Genomic DNA, 21754 nt, shown 5'->3' on the forward strand with positions numbered 1-21754 from the left:
TTTTTAGAAATTTGGGGGTGTGTTTTTGTTGGGGACCGGCGCGGCCGGGATCACGGGAGCGGGCGCCGGAACGGGTACGGCGGCGACCGGCGCCGGCTGCGGCGGCACGGGCTGCGGGTCGCCCCAGGACCCCTGCAGACCGGGCATCAGCAGCATCTCCTCGTCCTCCTCCACCGGCACCGGGCCGGACGGCTGGTCGAGGTAGTGGTACTCGGGAGGAACCGGCGCGGTGAGCGGATCGACGTCCCACGAGGGGACGGACTGCTGCTGCGCGCCACTGCCGGGAAGGTCGGCGTGCGGCTGCAGAACCGCTTCTTCGCCTGCGTTCTCCGGCAGTCCCTCACCCGGGACCTGGCCGGTGTCAGTCATGCGTGCCCCTCGCCCATCGGTTTCGCTCCTTCCATCGCTGCGCCGAGCACACTGCCCACAGAGAGAACGAGCGTGGGCGGCAACCGGCACGACGACGGCGATTGACCGGTACTGACCATTACTGATCAGCCCTCACGCGACGTCAATGCGCGACAACGGCACAGCGGTCCGTCAGCCTACCGTGCGTGTGCCCGCGCATGCTCAGGGGGGTTCACCTCAAACCGGTGCCAATGCGGGCGCAACCCACTGGCTCACCTGCGGTGTCCGAGGAGCGCGAAGACCACCGTGCGCTCCCGCTCGGACCACTCGTCGTCCAGCTCGACTGCCTGCAACAACGTGCGTTCCACGGCGTATCCGCCCTCGTCGAGGGCGCGGCTGACGGCTTCGGCCTCGTCCCGGTTCGCGGCGCTCGCGGCGATTCGCTCCGGCCGGCGCGCGACGCAGGCGGCGACGACCTCCGGTCCGCCGCCTCCGATGCGCACGATGTCCGGTTCCGGAAGGTCCTCCAGCACGTGCGGCGCCAGGCCGTGGACGACCCGGACCTGGACCCCGAAGTCCCGTGCGGTGTCCTCGATCCGGCCGCACGCCTCGGCGTCGGCCTCCACCGCGATGACGGCCGCGCCGAACCGCGCCGCCTCCACGGCGACGGCCCCGCCGCCGGCGCCGATGTCCCAGAGCAGGTCGCCGGCCCGCGGTCCGAGCCGGGCCAGTTGCAGGGCGCGCAGGTGCGCCGGGCCGTCCCCGGGCACGTACCGCTCGGCGGGCAGTGCCCAGCCCCGTACCCGGTCGGACGAGTCGGGGTCCCCGCCGGCGAGCCAGCCGGCCTGCGCGGCGGCGGCCGGAACCGGAACGTGGGCGGGGGCGGCGGCCGGGGCGGCACCGACGACGAGGACGACGTTGGGGTCCCGCCAGGTGTGGTCGGCCACCTTGTCGGAGGTGAGCACGGTGACCTGCTCGTGCTCGGTGCCGAGGGCCTCGCAGATCACGAAGGTGCGGTGCTCGTCGCCGAGCAGCAGGGCGAGTTCGGCCGGCCCGGCGCCGGGGGCCGTGAGCACGGCGACCTTGGGATGGGCGCGGCAGACGTTGACGGCCCGCCGCAGGGTGCGGGTGTGCGCGACGACCACCCGGGCGTCGTCCCAGGGCATCCCGGCCCGGGCGAAGGCCTGGGCGACCGAGGAGACGCCGGGCACGACCTCGACCTCCAGCCCGTACTCGGGGGTGCGCAGGGCGCGGACGACGCCGAAGAAGCCGGGGTCGCCGTCGGCGAGGACGACCGCGGTGCCCCGGTGCCGCGCGATGCGGCGGGCGGCCAGGTCGATGCTGCCCAGTACGATCCGCTCGGCGTCCTCCGGCACGAACGGCAGTGCCAGGTGGTGCCGGGTCCCGGCCACCAAGGTGGCGGCCGACAGCGCGGAGCGCGCTGCCTCGCCCGGTGGTGAGCCGTCCCACCCGATCACGGTGACACGGTCGGCCATCGTCGTCCTGCCTCCTGGGCGCGTCGCGGTGTGGTGCCCGGGGGGTGAGGTGATCCCGGGGTGTGCACAGTACCCCGGCCAGGATCTTGCGCTAGCCCGTGCTCACTGCCAGTCGGCGTACGCCGCGTAGTCGGAGCCGTCGGCGGACTCCTCCGCGAGGCCGTCGAGGTCCTCCGGGAGCAGGCTCCAGACGATCAGGTCGGTGCGGATCTCCTCCCAGCGGCCGCCCTCCGTCTGCGTGCGGACCAGGCCGGCGTTGCGGAGCACGCCCTCGCTGATGCAGCCGATCTTCTGCGCGACCTGCTGCGAGGCGGCGTTGTCGGCGGCGGTGCGCAGTTCCAGGCGCTCGAACTTCTGGTCGTCGAAGAGCCACTGGGCGGTGGCCTGGACGGCCTCCGCCGCGTAGCCCTCGCCGCGTGCCCAGGGGGCGATCATGTAGCCCGCCTCGCTGCTGCGGATGCGCCAGTCGGTGCGCTGCAGGTGGACGGTGCCGACCAGCCGCTGGGTGAGGAACTCGGTGACGGCGAGCACGATGCCGCGGCCTTCCGCGCGCTCGGCGGGGGCGAACCCGGCGATGAAGGAGCGGGCGTCCGCCTCGGTGTAGGGATACGGCACGGAGGTCCAGGCGATGACGGACTCGTCGTTCATCATCTCCGCCAGGGCGGGGACGTCGGACTCCTCGTACGTGCGCAGCACCAGCCGCTCCGTACTGATGGAGATCTCCGGGAAGCTGGTCATTCGACGCTCCGTAGCCAGGGCATGTGTGAAGTGCACAGCATGCAACATCCACCGGGTCACCGCAGGACCGGGTCGCCGCGGGGGCCTGCGCGGCCGTCGCCCCAGCGTACGTCCAACCATCGGCACGACGGGAGCAGTTGGTGTGCTGTTCCCCGGCTTTTCCGCAGGTCCGCTACGCCTGTGGTCCTACGGTCCTGCTAGCGTCTGCCCGCGTGACGGTGCACCACGCAGCAGGAGTCGGATATCAGCGGGCCGCGGGTGTGTACGAGCGGTCGCGACCCTCGTACCCCATGGCGGCCCTGGCCGAGTTGGCGGACGCGCTGCCCCTCGAGGCGGGCCGCACGGTGGTCGACCTGGGCGCCGGCACCGGCAAGTTCACCCGTCTGCTGGCGCTGACCGGCGCCGAGGTGATCGCGGTCGAGCCGGTGACGGAGATGCGGGAGCGGCTCGCGGAGCTGCTGCCGGGGGTGCGGGTGTCGGCCGGGACGGCCGAGGCCACGGGCCTGCCGGACGGGTGCGCGGACGCGGTGGTGGCCGCGCAGTCCTGGCACTGGTTCCAGGAGGAGGAGGCCCTGGCGGAGGTCGAGCGCCTGCTGCGGCCGGGCGGTTCGCTGGCACTGGTGTGGAACACCTACGACACCTCGGTCCCCTGGGTGCGGGACTACCAGGACATCGTCTTCCGGCTCGCGCCGCGTGACCTGCCGAGCCCTCTGGACGACGGCTGGCGCAAGGCCTTCACCGGCCGCCGGGGCTGGTCGCGGGTGCACGAGCGGCACTGGCCGAACCTGCACTCCACGACGGTCTCGGACGTGGTGGAGCGGATGACGTCCTCCAGCCACATCGCGGTGATGGACCCGGCGGAGCAGGAGCGGGTGCTGGCCGAGGTGGAGGCGGTGCTGGCCGGGCACGACGCCACGCGCGGCAAGGACGCCGTGGACATGCCCTACACGACGGACGTGTACTGGGTGCGGCGGCGCTGATCTCGCGGGTGTGTCGGTGGCACCCTGTTGAATGGCCGGATGGACGCGGACCGGCTCAGGGGCTTCTGCCTCGGCTTCAACGGCGCGGCGGAGGAGAACCCCTTCCCGCGGAACACCGAGGTGACCGTCTTCAAGGTCGGCGGGAAGATCTTCGCCATCAGCGCGCTGGGGGATGAGCCGCTGAAGGTGAGCCTGAAATGCGAGCCCGACCTGGCGGTGCGGCTGCGGGCGGAGCATGCGGCGATCGCGCCCGGCTGGCACCTGAACAAGCGCCACTGGAACACGGTCACGCTGGACGGTTCGCTGCCCGACGCGATGGTGCGCGAGCTGGTCGAGGACTCGTACGACCTGGTCGTGGCGCGGCTGCCGCGCGCGCAGCAGCTGCTGCTGGACTGGCCGGGGGCGGCGGGGAGCGGGGCGCGGTGAACGCGCTGCCCGCCCCCTGCCCGGGCCCGGCGGGTCAGAAGGAGGGGATGACGGAGCCGGCGTACTTGTCCTCGATGAACTTCTTCACCTCGGGCGAGGTGAGCAGCTTCTTGAGCTTCAGCACGCGCGGGTCCTTCTCGTCGCCCTCCTTGACGGCGAGGAAGTTGCCGTAGGGGTTGTTGTCGGCGGACTCCAGCACCAGGGCGTCCTTCGCGGGCTTCAGGCCCGCGGAGATGGCGTAGTTGCCGTTGATGACGGCGGCGTCGACGTCCTGCAGGGAGCGCGGCAGCTGGGCGGCCTCCAGCTCCTTGAACTTCAGGTTCTTGGGGTTGGCGGTGATGTCGGCGGGGGTTGCCTCGTTGCCGACGCCCTCCTTGAGGGTGATCAGGCCGTTGGTGGCGAGCAGCTTGAGGCCGCGGGCCTCGTTCACCGCGTCGTTGGCGACGGCTATCGTGGCACCGTTCTTGATCGCGTCGGCCGACTTCAGCTTGTCGGAGTACAGGCCCAGCGGCTCCAGGTGCACCGTGACGACGGGCACGATGTGGGTGCCCTTCTTCTTGTTGAAGTCGTCCAGGTAGGGCTGGTTCTGGAAGTAGTTGGCGTCGACGGAGCCGTCCTCGGTGGCGGTGTTCGGCGTCACGTAGTCGCTGAACTCCTTCACCTCGAGCTTGAGCCCGGCCTTGGCCGCCAGGTTGTCCTTGACGAAGTTGAGGATCTCCGCGTGCGGGACCGGGCTCGCGGCGACGACGAGCGGGTCGCTCGCGCTGTCCTTCTTGGAGCCGGAGTCCGCGCCGCAGGCGGTCAGGCCGAGGGTGAGGCCGGCGGCGGCGAGGACGGCGGTCGTGATCTTGATGCTGGTACGCACGAAAAGTGCCTTTCTGGAACGGTGTTGCCTTGCGGTGTCAGGAGGCTTCGGGGGTCGCGGCCGGGCGCAGCAGGCGCAGCCGGGGCGTGGTGGAGCTGCGGCCGCGGTGCGAGGCGCTGCGGGCGGCGAGGTCGCCGGCGAGCTGGACGGCGGTCACGATGACGATCAGCACGCCGATCGTGACGAGCATCAGGGAGGTCTCGAAACGCTGGTAGCCGTAGCGGATGGCCAGGTCGCCGAGGCCGCCGCCGCCGATGGTGCCGGCCATGGCGGAGTAGCCGATGAGCGCGATCACCGTGGTGGTGAGCCCGGCGATCAGGGAGGGCAGCGACTCGGGCAGCAGGGCCTTGCGGACGACGGTCCAGGTGCTGCCGCCCATGGCCTGGACGGCCTCGACGAGTCCGTCGTCGACCTCGCGGACGGAGGTCTCCACCAGCCGCGCGAGGAACGGGATGGCGCCGATGGAGAGCGGGACGACCATGGCCTCGGCGCCGATGGTGGTGCCGATCACCCAGCGGGTGAAGGGCAGCACCGAGATCATCAGGATGAGGAAGGGCAGCGAGCGGCCGAGGTTCACGACCACGCCGACGACCTTGTTGACCGTGGCGTTGCGCAGCAGTCCGCCGCGGTCGGTCAGCACCAGCAGGACGCCCAGCGGAAGTCCCCCGGCCACCGCGATCAGGGTGGACCAGCCGACCATGATCAGCGTTTCCCAACAGGCCTGCGACAGCAGCGGCTGCATTTCCGACCAGCTCACTTCGCGCCCTCCTCGACCAGTTCGTCGCCGCCGACGGGGGCGACGTCGACCTGGAGGCCCTTCTCGCGGAGGAAGCCGATCGGCACCACGTTGTCCTCGAAGGCGCCGGGCAGCTCGATCCGCATCCGGCCGACCTGGCGGCCGCCGATGGTCTCCAGGGCGGCGCCGAGCACGGAGATGTCGATGTTGTAGGTGCGGGAGAGCTGGGAGATGACGGGCTCGGTGGCGGCCTCGCCGTGGAAGGTGAGGTCGACCACGGTGCGGCCGGCGCCGGACGGCTCGCCGCCGACCGGGAAGAGTTCGTGGGCCAGTTCGGAGCCGGGCGTGGCGAGCAGGTCGGTGACCTTGCCGGATTCCACGATGCGGCCTCCCTTCATCAGCGCGGCGGAGTCGCAGATCGCCTTGACCACGTCCATCTCGTGGGTGATGAGCAGGATGGTCAGGCCGAGCTGCTGGTTGAGTTCGCGCAGCAGCTGCAGGATCGAGCGGGTGGTCTCGGGGTCGAGCGCCGAGGTGGCCTCGTCGGACAGGAGCACCTTGGGGTCGCCGGCCAGGGCGCGGGCGATGCCGACGCGCTGCTTCTGGCCGCCGGACAGCTGCGCCGGGAAGGTGCGGGCCTTGTCGGCGAGGCCGACGAGGTCGAGCAGTTCGAGGGCCTTGCGGCGGCGCTCGCGGCCGGAGACGCCGAGGATCTCCAGCGGCAGCTCGACGTTGTCCCGGACGGTGCGCGAGGACAGCAGGTTGAAGTGCTGGAAGACCATGCCGATGCCCGTGCGGGCGGTCCGCAGCGCGGAGCCCGCCCGGTCGGAGCGGCCGGCGAGCGCGGTCAGGTCCCGGCCGGCCACCTCGACGGTGCCCGCCGTGGGCCGCTCCAGCAGGTTGACGCAGCGGATGAGCGTGCTCTTGCCGGCGCCGCTGCGACCGACGACGCCGTACACCTCACCCTCGCGGACGTGCAGATCGACGCCGTCGAGGGCCACCGTCTCCCGGTCACGGGAACGGTAGACCTTGGTCAGGCCCGTTGTGGTGATCACTGGATTTCCGTCACTGTCGAGTGCGCGGCGGACGAAAGCCGCACACGGGGCGTATGGACCGCGGACATGGCATGGCTGCGCCCCTCGGAGGGCGTGGGAGAAAGGTCAGCAGTGGGTGCCGGGCGGCTGGGGGTCGTGCGCCAGCCGGCAGCGGCGGAAGGTCTGCTGCAGTTCCAGGTCCATGGGGAGGTGCGATCCGTGGCAGGAGGGGCGGGTCTCGCTTCGGGGCGCGAGACTCAGGTGGCGTGGGCCCTCAGCGTGCACACATTCGACACATACGACGAACACCGGGCGTCATCGCCTCGGTCGCGCGGCAGCGGCGGTTCGTCGTGGTCATGCGCACCAGTAAAGCAGACGCCCGTACGGCGTACCAATATCCGATCCCGCAGTCCGGAATGTGGACACCCCAGGGGGTGGGGACCCGGCGATTCCCGCCCGTAATAGAGTCGCGCCATGCTCGACGCGCTCACGATCGTGGTCTCGGCCACGGCGCTGCTCCTGGCCTCCTGGTGCGGTTACGCGGCCTTCCGCGACCAGCCCACCAAGGACTGGCACTTCATCGGCATGGCCCTGGTGGCGGTGCTGGCGCTGGTCCAGCTGGTGATAGGAGTGGTCAAGCTCACCGGTGGCGAGAAGCCGGTGGACGGAACGACGATCTTCGTGGCGTACCTGATCGGCGCGGCCTGCACCGTCCCGGCGGCGGGCTTCATGTCGCTGACCGAGCGGACCCGCTGGGGCTCGGCGATCGTGGCCGCAGGCGGGGTGGTCCTGGCCGTGCTCGAGGTGCGGCTCCACGACATCTGGGGAGGCGTCAGTGCCTGAGACCGCGAAGGGCAGTACTGCGCCGGCCGCCGCCGAGCGCGGGATCGGCCGCGGGCCGGGCAGGCTGCTGCTCTCCCTGTACGGGGTCTTCACCGTCGCCGCGCTCTCCCGCGCGGTCGTGCAGATCAGCCTGCAGTTCGACGAGGCGCCGCTGGCCTACCTGCTCTCGCTGCTGGCGGGCGTCCTCTACGCGGTGATCACGGTGGCCCTGTGGCGGGGCGGCGAGGGCGCGCGGAAGGTGGCGCTGGTCAGCTGCACCCTCGAACTGGTCGGCGTGCTGACCGTGGGCACGCTGACGCTGGTCGACTCCGGGGCGTTCCCGGACCAGACCGTGTGGTCCGACTACGGCATGGGCTACCTGTTCCTGCCCGTCGTCGTGCCGGTGACCGGCCTGCTGTGGCTGCGCCGGCAGGCACGGCCACAGCAGGACTCCTGATCCTGACGCGGGCTCAGGCGCTCGCGGCGTAGGTCTCGGGCCGGTCGGCCGGCTTCTCCATGTGCACCAGGCTCAGTTGCCGGGTGACCGGTTCGACGCTGCCCACCTGCGCGTAGCCCAGCTTGCGGTACAGCCGCAGGTTGAACTCGCTGCGGTGACCGGTGAAGAGCCGGTACCGCTTGGCCTCGCTCTCCGCGGCCAGCCGCTCCTCGATGGCCCGCAGCAGACGGCCGCCGAGTCCGTGCCGCTGCATGCGGGGGTGGACGATCAGCTTGGCGATCCGCGCGGTGCCGTCCTCGTCCACGGAACCGCGGACCGAACCCACCACCTCCTCGCCGAGCCGGGCCACCACCACGACCCCGCCCTCGAGTTCGGCGCGCAGCGCGTCGAGGGTCTGGGTCAGCGGTTCTATGCCGTAGTCCCCGTACAGTGCGGCTTCGTCCTGGTAGCAGAGGTACTGCAGTTTGAGGATCTTCTCGGCGTCGTCGACGGTCGCCGCAGAGATGGTCACGCTCATGCCCATGTGCGCTGGCCTCTCCTTCGAGTCCGCCCGGGCCGCGGGGGGTGAGGGTGCGGCGCGGGACGTTGCCCTGAATCGTTTCCGGAAGGCGGCGCGGCCGTGCACAAGCGTCCGTACGCCGACTGTTTACGGTGCATTACCCCGTCGTACGGGTGCTGCAACCCCGGTTGCGAGGATCGTACGCAGGCAACTCAAGCACCGGGAACGCATCGGCCCGAGGCTGCCCTGTGAGATTCCCAACTCCCGGGAGATTTCCCGGTAAGTGGGGTCGGAACGGGAGATCAGGGCGGATACCAGCTCGGGACAGCGCCCGGGCAGCCGGCGTGCGGCGGCCAGCAGGGTGCGCCGCTGCTCGGCGGCGAGCACCTGCTGTTCGGTGCTCGGCAGGGCCGCGGCGGCGGGGTGGCGGCCGGGGCCGTACGGCGTCTCCCGGCGGGCCCGGCGCACGGCGAGGCGGGCCTCGGCCCGCACCGCACGGCGCAGCCAGCGGGCGGGGTCGGCGGGCGGCTCGGGGAGCTCCAGCAACCGCAGCCACACGGACTGTTCGAGGTCGGCCGCCTCGATGCAGGCGGGGACCGACTCGGCCGCGGCCTCGGCGGCGAGCAGCGGCCGGATGGCGGCCAGTTCTTCGTGTCGTACGCGCGGGGTCATGCCCGCCGGGACACCCGTGCCGCGCCGGGTGGTTGCCCCCTGGCGGGGGAACCACCCGTGCGCGGGAGGGGATCACCTCGTGTTGACGATCACTTCCGGCCGAGGAAGTCCGCGCGGGCCAGGAGCGCGGTGTCGCAGTTGTCCGAGAAGATGCCGTCGATGCCCTGCTCGAAGTAGACCTTGAAGGCGCCGAAGGCGTCGCCGTAGGCGTTGGGGTCCGTGCCGACCCGGAAGTCGGCGGGCAGGAAGCTGTTCTCGTTGCGCATCGTGTAGGGGTGCAGGATCAGCCCGGCCTTGTGGGCGTCGCGCACCAGCGTGGTGGGCGTGCCGAGCTTGCCGGCCGCGTCACGCGGGATGATCAGGTTCAGGGTGGGGCCGATGCCCTGGGCGAAGCCGGCGATCCACTTCAGGCCGGCCGGGGTGACGAGGTCGGCGACCGTGCGCGGGTCCCCGGCGGCGACGAAGTCGTACGGACGGGTGGTCGCCGCGTCCAGCAGGACGACCTTGGGGTTGCGCAGGCCGAGCGCGCCGAGCCGCTGGATGCTGCCGGGCTCGAAGGACTGCAGGAACAGCGGGGAGTTGCGCTTGTCGCGGCCGTAGCGGCGCAGCAGCTTGGCGAGCCGCTCCTCCAGGCCCAGGCCGATGCCGCGGAAGTAGGTGGGGTGCTTGGTCTCGACGTGCAGCCAGACCGCCTTGCCGCGCTTGCGGCCCTGCTCGTCGGCCCAGCGCAGCACCTCCTCGAAGGTGGGCACCTCCCAGTGGCCGTCGTAGAGGGTGTTGCGCTGCCGCTGTGCGGGCAGGCGCTCGACCGCGCGCAGGGTCTTGAGCTCGGCGAGGGTGAAGTCATCGGTGAACCAGCCGGTGGTGGCGACCCCGTCGATGGTCTTGGTGGTCCTGCGGGAGGCGAACTCGGGGTGGTCGGCGACGTCCGTGGTGCCGCCGATCTCCGGCTCGTGGCGGCAGACGAGGTGCCCGTCCTTGGTGGGGACGACGTCCTGCTCGATGACGTCGGCGCCGAGGTCGAGGGCGAGCTGGTACGAGCCCAGGGTGTGCTCGGGGCGGTAGCCGCTCGCACCGCGGTGGCCGACGACGGTCGGGACCGGCAGCGGGAGGACGGGGACGGAACCGTGCGAGGAGCCGTGCGAGGAGTCCCGCTCGCCGGCCACGGCGGTGCCCGCGCCGCCGAGCACGGTGACGCCGGCGCCGAGCGCCGCGGCCCCGATCAGTGCCCGGCGCCCGGGCCCCCTGCGCTGCTCCCGGCCGCCCTGCTGCTCGTGCGTCATGTGCGCTCCCTCGTGTCGGCCGAACGTCTGTCCGGATCCTGCCAAGCGACGCGCGCATCGTAGGCGGGCCGGTGTTGCCGTCGGGCGGCGAGCGACGGAACGCGACGGAAACGCAGATCAACAATGCGTACCGGTCGTGTGAACCCGGTGTGCGTGTCGCGACGTGGCGGAAGTATCGTCCTCACCGGGGGAGGCGCACACTGGTGGGCGAACCCCCGCGGGCGTCCGGCCGGACTCCCGCCGACCACGACCGGAGGACCCGTTGTTCCGCATCATCCTCAAGGCACTGCTCGGAGCACTGATGCGCGTCCTGTTCCGCCCCAGGGTCGAGGGCGCGGAGCACATCCCGGGCGACGGTCCCGTGATCCTCGCCGGCAACCACGTCACGTTCATCGACTCGATGTTCCTGTCCCTGGTCGTGAAGCGTCAGGTCTTCTTCATCGGCAAGGACGAGTACGTCACCACCCCCGGGATCAAGGGCCGGCTGATGGCGGCCTTCTTCACCTCCGTCGGCATGATCCCCGTGGACCGCGACGGCGGTCACGGCGGCGTCGCCGCGCTCATGACCGGTCGTCGCATCCTGGACGAGGGCAGGGTCTTCGGCATCTACCCCGAGGGCACCCGCTCCCCCGACGGCCGTCTCTACCGCGGCCGCACGGGCGTGTCGCGGCTGGCACTGATGACCGGGGCGCCGGTCGTCCCGTTCGCGATGGTGGGCACCGAGCGGATCCAGCCGGGTGGCGCCGGCGTCCCGCGGGTGCACCGCTTCACCGTCCGCTTCGGCAAGCCGCTGGAGTTCTCCCGCTACGAGGGCATGGACCGCGACCGCTACGTGCTGCGTGCCGTCACCGACGAGGTGATGAGCCACGTGATGCTGCTGTCCGGCCAGGAGTACGTCGACATCTACGCCACGAAGGCGAAGGCGTCCAAGGCCACGGACCACGCGACGGCGGCGTAGCACCCCTGCACCCCTCCCCGCTCACAGGCGCGGCATCCGGCCGACCGGCCCGTTGCCGGCGGGCGTCCGCGCCGGGGTGAGCACGACCTCGCCGCGTGGGCCGCGGGAGATCTGGCCGATGCTCGCCGACAGGTCGGCCTCCATCCCGCCCGGGAGTTTGAGCCGGATCAGCACCGGCAGCAGGAACCCGACCGCGATGAGCCCGGCCAGCACCGGCGTCAGCGTCGTGAGCATCACGGCGGTGACGTGGTGCTTCCACAGGAAGTCGACCCAGGCCGCGGCGAGGACGGCGGTCGCCACGAGCACCAGCACCGCGCTGCTCAGCCGGCTCCCCCGGGCGGCCCGGGCGTCCTCCTCCAGCAGCCGCAGCGCCCGCTCCGCGTCCTGGTGCGCCGGGTCGAGGCGGCGGCAGCGGGTCAGGAAACGCCGGGCCCGGCTCCGGTGGAGCAGTTTCAGCCGGACGTCCACGGTCTGCGTGCCCAGGCGCTGCTCCACGACACCCGCCACGAAGTGCGGTTCGGCCTCGCGCTCGGCCAGCCGGATCGCGGCCCGGGCCTCCACGCCCGCGTCGTGGTAACGGTCGGCGCTCTGCTCGGCGTCGCCGGCCTGCACCAGCAGGCGCGCGAGCGCGAGCCGCAGCTGCCACTCCGGCTGGTCCCGCACCCCGCGCCGGCCCAGCACACGCCGCAGTTCCTCCTCGGCGGCGCCGAGGTCCCCCGCGCCCTCCGCCAGCGCCACCGCGAGCCCGAGGGCCGCGCTGCCGCTGTCCGGGTCCACCGCGACGGCCCGGCGGAACTCCCCGGCCGCCTCCGCCAGTGTGACGGCGCCTGCGCCCTCCCGGGCCCGGTGCAGTGCCAGGCTGCCCAGTTCGACGTGGGCCTGCACGTCGTACCAGTCCAGTTCCACGGCCCGCCGCAGCACGGTCTCGGCCTGCGTGTACCGGCCGAGCTGCACGTGGAGCGCGCCCAGTTCGGTGTGCGAGCGCCCGTACGGGTCCAGTTCCACGGCCCGGGACAGGTGCCGCTCGGCGGCGGCGGGCTCCCCACGCCGGTGCGCGATCAGCCCGAGGCAGGTGTGGGCGACGGCGTTGCGCGGGTCCTCACGGCTGACGGCACGGCAGTGGGCGGCCGCCTCGGCGAGGCGCTCGTCCGCCTGCGGGCCGCCGGGGGCGAGGTCCGCCAGGCGCACCAACGACCAGGCGCGGCCGACCCGGAAGTCGTGGTCGTGCGGCCACTGCCGCAGGGTCTCCCCGAAGGCGTCCGCCGCGTCCAGCGGACGCTGGTCCATCAGCGCGACCCAGCCGGTCGCGGCACGGGCCTCGGCCCGGCCGAGGGGACCGGGGGCGGACTCCAGCAGCTCGTCCAGGACCCGCCGGGCCGTGCTGTGGTCGCCGCGCTCCGCGTGCACCGCCGCCAGCTCGAACCGGATGGACGTCAGGTGCGGGCGGCCTCGGGTGAACTCCTCGACGCAGCTCTCGGCCTCGTCCAGGCTGCCGCATTCGCGCAGTGCGGTGGCCCGCTGGTCGTGGGCGGCCACGCTGTACGGGTCGTCGGCCAGGGCGCGTTCGCACTGGGCCAGGGCCTCGTCGTACCGGTGCTGCTCGCGGAGCACGGCGGCCAGCCGGCACCGCACGGACACCGCGTCCGGGACCCGGCCGAGCAGCGCCTCCGCGGCCTGTTCCGCCTCCTGGAAGCGGCCCAGCCCGGCGAGGGTGCCGATCAGCAGCCGGCACGCCCACTCGTGGTCCGGTTCGAGCTGCAGGGCCCGCCGCAGGTGGGGCAGTGCCTCCTCCCGGCGGTAGGTGCCGGCGAGCACCTGGGCCGTCGCGACGTGCGCGGCGGCGATCTCCGGGTGGCTGCCGCGCGCACGGCGCGCCACGGCCTCCGCCTCGTTCCACCGCCGCAGCGCGCACAGCACCTCCACCTTGAAGGTCAGCGTGCGGACGCGGTCGGGCCGCAGGACGAGGGCGCGGTCGACGCTCTCCAGGCACTCCGCGTCCCTGTCCTGGTCCCACAGGCAGTAGGCCAGGTCCATGTGGGCGTCCGGAGCCGTGGGACGGCGTTCCACGCTGCGCCGCAGCACCTGCTCCGCCTCGTCCCAGCGCCGGGAGCGGCGCAGCACCCAGGCCAGCAGACCCACGGCGTCGGCGGCACCACCGGTGAGTTCGCCGGCGCGCCGGGCGAACGGCAGCGCGTCGCCGGGGCGTTCCATCGCCGAGTACAACCGGCCCACGGCGATCAGCACGTGCGGGTCCTCGGGCCGCAGCCCGGCCGCCTCCTCCGCGGCCCGCTCGGCCTCGTCCCAGCGCCCGAGCTTGCGCAGTACCGAGAGCCTGCCGAGCAGCGCGTCCCGGTGGTCCGGTTCACGCCGCAGCGCCTCCTCGTACGCCGCGCACTCCTCTGCCGGGCGGTCCAGCTCGGCGAAGAGCCAGGCGAGCACGCAGGGGCCCGCGGCCGAGCGGGGCGTCGCGGCGGCGGCCCGGCCCGCGGCCGACTCGGCCGCGGGCCCGTCTCCGCGGCCGAGGTGCGCCGCGGTGAGCAGTTCCAGCGCCTCCACGTCGTCCGGACGCAGGCGCAGGCACTCCTCGGCCGCGGCCAGGGCCGCGTCGTAATCGTCCCGCCCCAGGGCCGTCCTGGCACGCTGGGCGGCCACGACGTCGGCGGGTACGCCGCAGCGCGCGGCCTCCTCCAGGGCGGCCTCGGCCTCGTCCCACCGTTCCGCCTCCCGGAGGCCGTCGAGCCGCGCGCCGTGCGCCTGCGCCGAGTTGCCGTCGAGCAGCAGGGCGCGGTCGACGGCGGCCAGTGCCTCGTCGGTGCGCTCCGCGGCGAACAGGACCGTCGCCAGGAGGGCTTGGGCCTCGGGGTCGTCGGCGGCGGCCTCGGCGCACTGCCGGGCGGCGGCCTCGGCGTCGGCGAGACGTCCGAGCCCGCGCAGGGACCGCACGCGCAGGCGGGCCGCGAAGCGGCGTCCCGGTTCCGCCCGCAGCGCGGCCTCGCACTCCTCCAGTGCCCGCGCATACTGCTCCCGCGCGTAGGACAGGCAGGCCTGTTCCTCCAGGAGCAGCCCCTCCAGGTCTCCGGTGCGGTCCGCGGCACGCACCGAGGCGATCAGGTCCGCCGCGTCGTCCCAGCGGTGGGCGCTGCGCAGCAGGGCCAGGGCGCGCTCGATCAGGGAGGTGTCTGCGGGGTCGAGCTCCCTGGCGCGTGCCAGGGCGGCGAGCGCCTCGTCGTACCGGGCGGCCGCGCCCAGGGCCCAGGCGAGGCTCGCCAGTGCCTCCGGGTCGGCGGGCCGCAGCGCGGCCGCGTGCGCGACGGCCGCGACGGCCCCGTCCACGTCGCCGCCGCGCAGCAGCAGCTCGGCGCGGACGCCCAAGCCCCAGCCGGAGCAGGGATCGAGTGCCAGCGCCTCCTCGGTGAGGGCCAGGGCGCGGTCGGGTGCTCCGCCGGCGAGTTCGGCGACGGCCAGTTCGAGCCTGACGCCGGGCGAGTACCCGCACGCCCGCACCGCCCGCCGGCCCGTGGCCAGCGCTCCCGCCAGGTCGCCGCGCAGCCGCTGCACCGCGGCCTTGTACTCCCACGCGAGCGCCCAGCGCGGTTCGAGCGCCAGCGCCCGGTCGCAGGCCAGGGCGGCCTCGTCCCGGCGGCCGAGTTCCAGGAGGCAGCGGGCGTGTTCGACGTGCGCGTCGGGCCGGCGGCCGTACCGGGCCACGAGGCGCTCGGCGGCCTCCAGTGCGGCCCGGCCCGTCCCCCGGCCGCTCTCGTACCTGGCCTCCGCCGTCAGTACGGCGATGTCGTCCCTGTCCAGGGAGCGGGCGGAGACCAGCTTGGCGTGGGCGACCTCGCCCCCGCTCCGGCTCGCCGCGATCCGTACGGCTGCGCAGCGGACCTCGACGGGGTCGGCGAGGCCGCGCTCGGCGTCCTCCAGTCCCCGCAGCGCGGCCGCGGTGTCGCCCAGTTCGACACGCGTCCACGCGGCGCCGATCCAGCCCTCCGCGTGGCGCGGTCCGACGGCGGTGGCCCGCTCGAAGGCCGCCAGTGCCTCGTCCCAGCGGCAGGCGTTGTGGTGCAGCCAGCCCAGCGCGGTGTGGACGTCCACGGCCTCCGGGAGCCGCGCCGCGGCCGCCGTGCCCTCGGCCAGGGCCTCGTCGTGGCGGCCCATGCGGTCCAGGGCCGCCACGCGCCACCCCGCCGCCGGGCCGCATTCCGGGTCGTGGCGCAGGGCCGTGGCGAACTCCGCCAGCGCCGCGGAGTGTTCGTACTGCCGCAGCCGCAACCGGCCCCGCGCGACGTGCAGTCGGGCCGTTCGCCCCGGGTCGACTTCCGCCCGGGCGAGTTCGGCGCCGATGAGGGCCTCGGCCTCCTCGTAGCGGCAGTCGAGGGTGTGCTCCCTCAGGACGGCCAGGACGTCGGTGTCCTGGCCGGACTGTGCGTCCGTGCTCATGGCGCTCCCTCCCCCGCGGCGGGTACCGGCAGCATACGGACTGCAAACCCGCCTCGCTCGCCGGGAGTTGACGTCGGTGGTCAGCGCGGGCACCGGTGCAACCCCTCGGCCCTCGTGGCGCGTCCCTCCGATTGACGGATCCGCCGGGGGCGGGGGGACGCGTGCAGTACATCGAGGTCACGGAGCTGGCAGGGGTACGGTCGGCGGTCATCCGCTTCCGCAGCCGTGCGACGGCGCTGACCTTCGAGCTGTACCCGATGGTCCACCTGGCGGAGCCGGCGTTCTACGCGGAGGTGACGGCCCGTCTGCGCGCCTCGTGCGATCTGGTGATCGCCGAGGGCGTCCGGGGCGGTACGGCGGCGCTGGCGCTCACGCGGTCGTACCGCAGCCTCGCGGGCCACGAACGTCTGGGACTGGTCGTCCAGGACATCGACTTCGCCACGCTGGGCGTGCCCGTGGTGTGCCCGGACATGACCGGTGAGGAGTTCGACGACAGGTGGCGGCGGGTGCCGCTCAGGGAGCGCGCGACGCTGGCCGCGCTCATCCCCGTCTACGTCGCGGGCATGCGGCTGCTCGGTACGCGCCGGTTCCTCGCCCGGCACCTGCAGCTGGAGGACCTGCCCGGCGACGACGAGGTGGAGGCCGCGGAATTCTGGACGGGGACGGACGACCTGGTCGTGCACCGGCGCGACCGCCTGCTGATCGACGCGGTGACGCATGTGCACCACGCCCGCGCCGGCCGTCCCGAGCCGTTCACCGCCGGGATCCTGTACGGCGCGGGGCACATGCGCGCGGTGACCACGGCGCTGATGGACCTGGGCTACACGCCCGCCGGCTCGCAGTGGCTGACGGTCTTCACGCTCGACGACCCCGGGGCCGCCTGACCGGGCCCCGGACGGTCAGGCCGTCAGCCCGTCAGCGGCCCACCGGGGTGACCCGGCCGTCCGCGAGCCGCTGGCCGCGCAGCAGGCGCCAGGCGGCGGTGGCCGCCAGCAGCAGGACGGCGCCCCCGGCGGCGGAGGCGGCGCGCAGGCCGTCGGTGAAGGCGGCGGGGTCGGCCGAGGCCGGGCCGCCGGAGATGCCGGTGACCACGGAGCCCAGGAGGGCGATGCCAAGGGCGGCGCCGAGTTCGTACGCGGTCTCGGAGACGCCGGAGGCGGCACCGGCCTGCTGCGGCGGGACGCTGGAGAGGATGACGTCGGCCGTGACGGTGAACGACAGCCCGGCTCCGGCGCCGACGACCAGCAGGGCCGCGCCGAGGAAGAGGTAGCCCGTGCCGGGGCGCAGGGCCAGGAGGGCGGTCAGGGCGAGTCCGGTGGCGCCGAGGCCGCCCGTGACGGCGACCCGGACCGACCAGCGGCGCGCGACGGCGCCCGCGACGAGCCCGGTGGCGGCGGCGCCGAGGGTCGCCGGGAGTTCGCACAGTCCCGCCTGGAGCGGGGAGCGGCCCTGGACGAGCTGGAGGAACTGGGAGAGGAAGAAGACGCTCCCGGCGAGCCCGAGCACGGTGAGCAGGTCCGCCAGCACCGCGCCGGAGAAGCCCAGGTGCCGGAACAGACGCATGTCCAGCAGCGGCTTGGACAGGGCGAGTTGCCTGCGGACGAAGGTGTACAGGCAGGCCGCGCCGAGGACGCCGGCACCGGCCGCGCCGGGTCCGGGTCCGTGCACGGCGAGCTGCTTGACGCAGTAGACGACGCCGAACATGCCCAGCAGCGAGAGCAGGACGCTGGCCGGGTCCCACGGGCCGGGCGCCGGGTCGCGGGACTCGGGCAGCAACCGGGCGCCCACGACGAGCAGCAGGGCCATGACGGGCAGGTTGATGAGGAAGACCGAGCCCCACCAGAAGTGCTCGAGGAGGATCCCGCCGGCGACCGGGCCGAGGGCGGCGCCCGCGGTCGAGACGGCGCCCCAGACGCCGATGGCGAAGCTCCGCTCGCGCGGGTCGGGGAAGAGGGTGCGGATCAGTGCGAGCGTGGACGGCATGAGGGTGGCGCCCGCGACGCCCATGAGGGCGCGGGCGGTGATGAGCATGCCGGGGGTGGTGGCGTACGCGGCGAGCACGGAGAGCGCGCCGAAGGCGGCGGTGCCGGTGAGCAGCAGCCGCTTGCGTCCGACGCGGTCGCCGAGGCCGCCCATGGAGACGAGCAGGCCGGCGATGACGAAGGAGTAGACGTCGCCGATCCACAGCAGTTGGGTGGAGGTGGGCCGCAGGTCCGCGCTGAGGAAGGGCACGGCCAGGCCGAGCACGGTGGCGTCGACGGCGATGAGCAGCAGCGCGAGGGTGAGGACGCAGAGGGCGAGCCAGCGCCCCGGGTGGCCGCGGTCGTCGTGGCGCGGGGTGGTGACGGGTGCGGCGGTGGTCACGACCCGCTCCGGGGGTCGCGCAGCATGCCGCCGAGCAGCAGTTCGGTGACCATGCGGGCGGGGTCGAGGCGGGCCATGCGGCCGTCCTGGACGGACCAGGCCGAAGCGGCGATGAGCGCGTACAGCGCCTCGACGAGCCAGGCGGGGGTCAGGTCGTAGCGGAACGCGCCGTCTTCCTGGCCGCGCCGGAAGAGGGCGGCGACCCGGGCGTCGATGCGCGCCCAGCCCTCGTTGATCTCGGCGACGTCGTAGATCTGGTTCTCGCCGTAGAGGAAGGCCAGGAAACCGGAGACGGGCACGGCCTCGCTGATGAGCCGGCGGACGGCCTCGACGGGGTCGCCCTCCTCGATGCGCGCCGCGTCCAGGCGCTCCTCGGTCTGCGCGATGCCGAGCAGGCCGAGGGCCCGCACCAGCGCGTCCCGGCCGGGGAAGTGCCGGTGGAGCGTGGCCCGGCTGATGCCGGCGGCCTTGGCGATCTCGTCCATGGAGGCGGTGGCACGCCGCGACAGCAGGTCGGCCGCGTCCCGCAGGACCTGCTCACGATCGAAGCTCATGAGACAAGGCTAACCCATATGAGACATCAGTGTCTCACGCGCGACGACGAAGAAGCCCGGCCGGGTGGACGGACCCGGCCGGGCTCCCTGCTCGCGGGATCAGCCCTTGGCCTGCGCCCACGCCAACTGGACGGCGAGGTCCCGCTTGACCTCGGCGAGCTGGACCACCACCGCCGACGGAGCGGTCCCGCCGCGACCGTCGCGGGCGGCCAGCGCGCCGGGCACGTTCAGCACGGTGCGCACCTCGGGAGCGAGGTGCGGGGAGATCTTGGCGAACTGCTCGTCGGTCAGCTGGTCCAGCTCGATGCCCTCGGCCTCGCAGACCTTGACGCACTCCCCCGCGACCTCGTGCGCGACACGGAAGGGCACGCCCCGCTTCACCAGCCACTCGGCGATGTCCGTGGCGAGCGAGAAGCCGGCCGGGGCGAGCTCCTCCATGCGCTCCCGGTTGACGGTGAGCGTGGCCATCATGCCCGTGAAGGCGGGCAGCAGGACCTCGAGGGTGTCGCAGGAGTCGAAGACCGGTTCCTTGTCCTCCTGCAGGTCGCGGTTGTACGCCAGGGGCAGCGCCTTCAGCGTGGCGAGCAGGCCGGTCAGGTTGCCGATGAGCCGCCCGGACTTGCCGCGGGCGAGTTCCGCGATGTCCGGGTTCTTCTTCTGCGGCATGATCGACGAGCCGGTGGAGAAGGCGTCGTGGAGGGTGACGAAGGAGAACTCCTTCGTGTTCCAGATGATGACCTCCTCCGCGATCCGCGAGAGGTCGACGCCGATCATGGCGGTGATGAAGGCGAACTCGGCGACGAAGTCGCGCGAGGCCGTGCCGTCGATGGAGTTGGCCACCGAGCCGTGCTCGAAGCCGAGGTCCCTGGCGACCGCCTCCGGGTCCAGCCCGAGCGAGGAACCGGCCAGCGCGCCGGAACCGTACGGGGACACCGCCGTGCGCTCGTCCCACTGGCGCAGCCGCTCGGCGTCCCGGGACAGCGCCTGGACGTGGGCGAGCACATGGTGGGCGAAGAGCACCGGCTGGGCGTGCTGCAGGTGGGTGCGGCCGGGCATGGCGACGTCGAAGTGCGTCTCGGCGAGCCGGACCAGGGCGTGCTGCAGCTCGGCGATCAGGCCGCCGATGATCCGGGCGTGGTCGCGCAAATACATCCGGAAGAGCGTGGCGACCTGGTCGTTGCGGGACCGGCCGGCTCGCAGCTTGCCCCCGAGGTCGGGGCCGAGCCGCTCCAGCAGGCCGCGCTCCAGGGCGGTGTGGACGTCCTCGTCGGCGATGGTCCCGGTGAAGGAGCCGTCGGCGACGTCGGACTCCAACTGGTCGAGGCCGGCGAGCATGCGGGTCAGCTCGACGTCGCTCAGCAGGCCCGCCTTGTGCAGCACGCGCGCGTGGGCGCGGGAGCCGGCGATGTCGTACGGCGCGAGCCGCCAGTCGAAGTGGACGGACGCGGAGAGCTTGGCCAGCGCCTCCGCGGGACCGTCGGCGAAACGGCCGCCCCAGAGCCGGACGTCGCCGCTGTTGGTGCTCACTGGTCTGCTCGCTTCCCTCGGGGGTGGATGTGCGGCCGCCTCCCCGCCGGCAGGGGCGGGGAGGCGGGCTGCCGTGGTCGAGGCTACTGACTACGCAAGGTCGCGCTTGGCCGCGATCTTCGACGACATGCCGAAGATCTCGATGAAGCCCTTCGAGAGCGACTGGTCGAACGTGTCGCCGGTGTCATAGGTCGCCAGGTTGAAGTCGTACAGGGACTGGTCGGACTTCCGGCCGGTGACGACGGCGCGGCCGCCGTGCAGGGTCATCCGGATGTCGCCGGTGACGTGCTGGTTGGCCTCGTCGATGAAGCCGTCCAGGGCCCGCTTGAGCGGGGAGAACCACAGGCCGTCGTAGACCAGCTCGCCCCAGCGCTGCTCGACCTGCCGCTTGTAGCGGGCGAGTTCGCGCTCGACGGTGACGTTCTCCAGCTCCTGGTGGGCGGTGATCAGGGCGATCGCGCCCGGAGCCTCGTACACCTCGCGGGACTTGATGCCGACCAGGCGGTCCTCGACCATGTCGATCCGGCCGACGCCCTGGGCGCCGGCGCGCTCGTTGAGCTGCTGGATGGCCTGCAGGACGGTGACCGGCTTGCCGTCGATCGCGACCGGGACGCCCTGCTTGAAGGTGATGACCACCTCGTCGGCCTCGCGGGGGCCGGCCGGGTTCTGGGTGTACTCGTAGACGTCCTCGATCGGGGCGTTCCAGATGTCTTCGAGGAAGCCGGTCTCGACGGCGCGTCCGAAGACGTTCTGGTCGATCGAGTAGGGGGACTTCTTGGTGGTGGCGATGGGGAGGTTCTTCTCCTCGCAGAACGCGATCGCCTTGTCCCGGGTCATCGCGTAGTCGCGGACCGGCGCGATGCAGGTCAGCTCGGGGGCGAGGGAGGAGATGCCGGCCTCGAAGCGGACCTGGTCGTTGCCCTTGCCGGTGCAGCCGTGGGCGACGATCGAGGCGCCGTGCTTCTTGGCGGCGGCCACCAGGTGCTTGACGATGGTCGGCCGGGAGAGCGCGGAGACCAGCGGGTAGCGGTCCATGTAGAGGGCGTTGGCCTTGATCGCCGGGAGGCAGTACTCGTCGGCGAACTCGTCCTTGGCGTCGGCGACCTCGGCCTCCACCGCGCCGCAGGCGAGCGCCCGCTTGCGGATGACGTCCAGGTCCTCGCCGCCCTGGCCGACGTCCACGGCCACGGCGATGACCTCGGCGCCGGTCTCCTCGGCGATCCATCCGATGGCGACGGAGGTGTCCAGTCCGCCCGAGTAGGCGAGTACGACGCGCTCGGTCACGGGTCTCTCCTTTGGTGCGCGAGGTCCGGTGCGTATGGCGGCGATGGTGGTGCATACGCTGTTGGGTATAAGTATGCACTCCCCCGCATGATTCGTCAATCGGCCGTGTCGTGGCAGCTCACAGGCGGGTCGGCCGCTCCCCGCGGCAGCCGCGCCCCGGACGATCGGGCCGCCCGCACCCGGCCGCCCCGCGGAGCGCACGCAATACCACATCGCGGTACGGCGCGTGGTGGGAAACCGGGCTTTGAGCAGGGGCGCGGAGCCGTGCGTA

20 protein-coding genes are annotated in these 21754 nt (G+C 73.0%); 6 read left to right on the plus strand and 14 right to left on the minus strand.

Annotation, left to right across the window (positions count from 1 at the left end; genetic code table 11):
- Nucleotides 1–3: 3 nt before the first annotated feature.
- The 3 genes from PV341_RS18375 to PV341_RS18385 form a co-directional block, all read right to left on the minus strand.
- The gene (locus PV341_RS18375) at nt 4–369 is read right to left on the minus strand and encodes a hypothetical protein (protein ID WP_500358399.1); all 366 of its coding nucleotides are present in this window, start codon (nt 367–369) and stop codon (nt 4–6) included.
- Between the two features lie 251 nt (nt 370–620).
- Complete coding sequence (cbiE, locus tag PV341_RS18380; protein WP_500322381.1) at nt 621–1844, minus strand: precorrin-6y C5,15-methyltransferase (decarboxylating) subunit CbiE; 1224 nt, start codon at nt 1842–1844, stop codon at nt 621–623.
- A gap of 102 nt (nt 1845–1946) precedes the next feature.
- Nucleotides 1947–2582 (minus strand): GNAT family N-acetyltransferase, encoded by a 636-nt coding sequence (locus PV341_RS18385; protein ID WP_499510843.1) that lies wholly within the window; start codon nt 2580–2582, stop codon nt 1947–1949.
- Between the two features lie 212 nt (nt 2583–2794).
- Here PV341_RS18385 and PV341_RS18390 point away from each other — a divergent pair, with 212 nt between their 5' ends.
- A complete protein-coding gene (locus PV341_RS18390; RefSeq protein ID WP_500322380.1) occupies nt 2795–3562 on the plus strand; it encodes a class I SAM-dependent methyltransferase in 768 nt (255 codons plus the stop codon).
- A gap of 39 nt (nt 3563–3601) precedes the next feature.
- The gene (locus PV341_RS18395) at nt 3602–3988 is read left to right on the plus strand and encodes an MmcQ/YjbR family DNA-binding protein (RefSeq protein ID WP_500322378.1); all 387 of its coding nucleotides are present in this window, start codon (nt 3602–3604) and stop codon (nt 3986–3988) included.
- A gap of 34 nt (nt 3989–4022) precedes the next feature.
- Here PV341_RS18395 and PV341_RS18400 read toward each other — a convergent pair whose 3' ends face one another.
- Genes PV341_RS18400 through PV341_RS18410 form a run of 3 tightly spaced genes read right to left on the minus strand, consistent with a single transcriptional unit; the run spans nt 4023 to nt 6644 of the window.
- Nucleotides 4023–4853 carry a MetQ/NlpA family ABC transporter substrate-binding protein gene (locus PV341_RS18400; RefSeq protein ID WP_500322377.1) on the minus strand — a complete coding sequence of 277 codons (831 nt, stop codon included), beginning with the start codon at nt 4851–4853 and terminating at the stop codon, nt 4023–4025.
- Nucleotides 4854–4890: 37 nt separating this feature from the next.
- Nucleotides 4891–5610 carry a methionine ABC transporter permease gene (locus PV341_RS18405; RefSeq protein WP_500322376.1) on the minus strand — a complete coding sequence of 240 codons (720 nt, stop codon included), beginning with the start codon at nt 5608–5610 and terminating at the stop codon, nt 4891–4893.
- Nucleotides 5607–6644 carry a methionine ABC transporter ATP-binding protein gene (locus tag PV341_RS18410; protein WP_500322374.1) on the minus strand — a complete coding sequence of 346 codons (1038 nt, stop codon included), beginning with the start codon at nt 6642–6644 and terminating at the stop codon, nt 5607–5609. The genes PV341_RS18405 and PV341_RS18410 overlap by 4 nt, the downstream gene beginning before the upstream one ends.
- A 453-nt stretch (nt 6645–7097) precedes the next feature.
- Here PV341_RS18410 and PV341_RS18415 point away from each other — a divergent pair, with 453 nt between their 5' ends.
- Nucleotides 7098–7466 carry a hypothetical protein gene (locus PV341_RS18415; protein WP_499510848.1) on the plus strand — a complete coding sequence of 123 codons (369 nt, stop codon included), beginning with the start codon at nt 7098–7100 and terminating at the stop codon, nt 7464–7466.
- Nucleotides 7459–7902 (plus strand): hypothetical protein, encoded by a 444-nt coding sequence (locus PV341_RS18420; RefSeq protein WP_500322373.1) that lies wholly within the window; start codon nt 7459–7461, stop codon nt 7900–7902. Before PV341_RS18415 ends, PV341_RS18420 begins: the two co-directional genes overlap by 8 nt.
- A 13-nt stretch (nt 7903–7915) precedes the next feature.
- Here the strand turns inward: PV341_RS18420 and PV341_RS18425 are convergent, their stop codons facing one another.
- The 3 genes from PV341_RS18425 to PV341_RS18435 all read right to left on the minus strand — a co-directional run bounded on the left by PV341_RS18425 (nt 7916) and on the right by PV341_RS18435 (nt 10356).
- Nucleotides 7916–8425, minus strand: coding sequence for a GNAT family N-acetyltransferase (locus tag PV341_RS18425; RefSeq protein ID WP_500322372.1), 510 nt, complete (start codon nt 8423–8425; stop codon nt 7916–7918).
- A 123-nt stretch (nt 8426–8548) separates the two neighbouring features.
- Entirely contained in the window at nt 8549–9073 is a 525-nt protein-coding gene (locus tag PV341_RS18430) for a sigma-70 family RNA polymerase sigma factor (RefSeq protein ID WP_500322371.1), read from the minus strand.
- A gap of 89 nt (nt 9074–9162) precedes the next feature.
- The gene (locus tag PV341_RS18435) at nt 9163–10356 is read right to left on the minus strand and encodes a glycerophosphodiester phosphodiesterase (protein ID WP_500322370.1); all 1194 of its coding nucleotides are present in this window, start codon (nt 10354–10356) and stop codon (nt 9163–9165) included.
- 301 nt (nt 10357–10657) lie between these two features.
- On the opposite strand from PV341_RS18435, the gene PV341_RS18440 reads away from it, so the two are divergent.
- Nucleotides 10658–11314 (plus strand): lysophospholipid acyltransferase family protein, encoded by a 657-nt coding sequence (locus PV341_RS18440; RefSeq protein ID WP_500322404.1) that lies wholly within the window; start codon nt 10658–10660, stop codon nt 11312–11314.
- A gap of 21 nt (nt 11315–11335) precedes the next feature.
- Here PV341_RS18440 and PV341_RS18445 read toward each other — a convergent pair whose 3' ends face one another.
- A complete protein-coding gene (locus PV341_RS18445; RefSeq protein WP_500322368.1) occupies nt 11336–15754 on the minus strand; it encodes a tetratricopeptide repeat protein in 4419 nt (1472 codons plus the stop codon).
- Between the two features lie 161 nt (nt 15755–15915).
- Here PV341_RS18445 and PV341_RS18450 point away from each other — a divergent pair, with 161 nt between their 5' ends.
- On the plus strand, nt 15916–16638 hold the full coding sequence (locus PV341_RS18450; RefSeq protein WP_500322367.1) for a hypothetical protein: 723 nt from the start codon (nt 15916–15918) through the stop codon (nt 16636–16638).
- A gap of 31 nt (nt 16639–16669) precedes the next feature.
- Here the strand turns inward: PV341_RS18450 and PV341_RS18455 are convergent, their stop codons facing one another.
- The 4 genes from PV341_RS18455 to PV341_RS18470 form a co-directional block, all read right to left on the minus strand.
- Nucleotides 16670–18118, minus strand: coding sequence for an MFS transporter (locus tag PV341_RS18455; protein ID WP_500358401.1), 1449 nt, complete (start codon nt 18116–18118; stop codon nt 16670–16672).
- Complete coding sequence (locus PV341_RS18460; RefSeq protein ID WP_500322364.1) at nt 18115–18672, minus strand: TetR/AcrR family transcriptional regulator; 558 nt, start codon at nt 18670–18672, stop codon at nt 18115–18117. The genes PV341_RS18455 and PV341_RS18460 overlap by 4 nt, the downstream gene beginning before the upstream one ends.
- Before the next feature lie 99 nt (nt 18673–18771).
- On the minus strand, nt 18772–20199 hold the full coding sequence (gene argH / locus PV341_RS18465; RefSeq protein WP_500322363.1) for an argininosuccinate lyase: 1428 nt from the start codon (nt 20197–20199) through the stop codon (nt 18772–18774).
- 90 nt (nt 20200–20289) lie between these two features.
- Complete coding sequence (locus PV341_RS18470) at nt 20290–21483, minus strand: argininosuccinate synthase (protein WP_499510858.1); 1194 nt, start codon at nt 21481–21483, stop codon at nt 20290–20292.
- Between the last annotated feature and the right edge of the window lie 271 nt (nt 21484–21754).

Origin of the sequence: Streptomyces sp. PA03-1a, from assembly GCF_033792805.1 — a bacterium.
Taxonomy (GTDB): domain Bacteria; phylum Actinomycetota; class Actinomycetes; order Streptomycetales; family Streptomycetaceae; genus Actinacidiphila.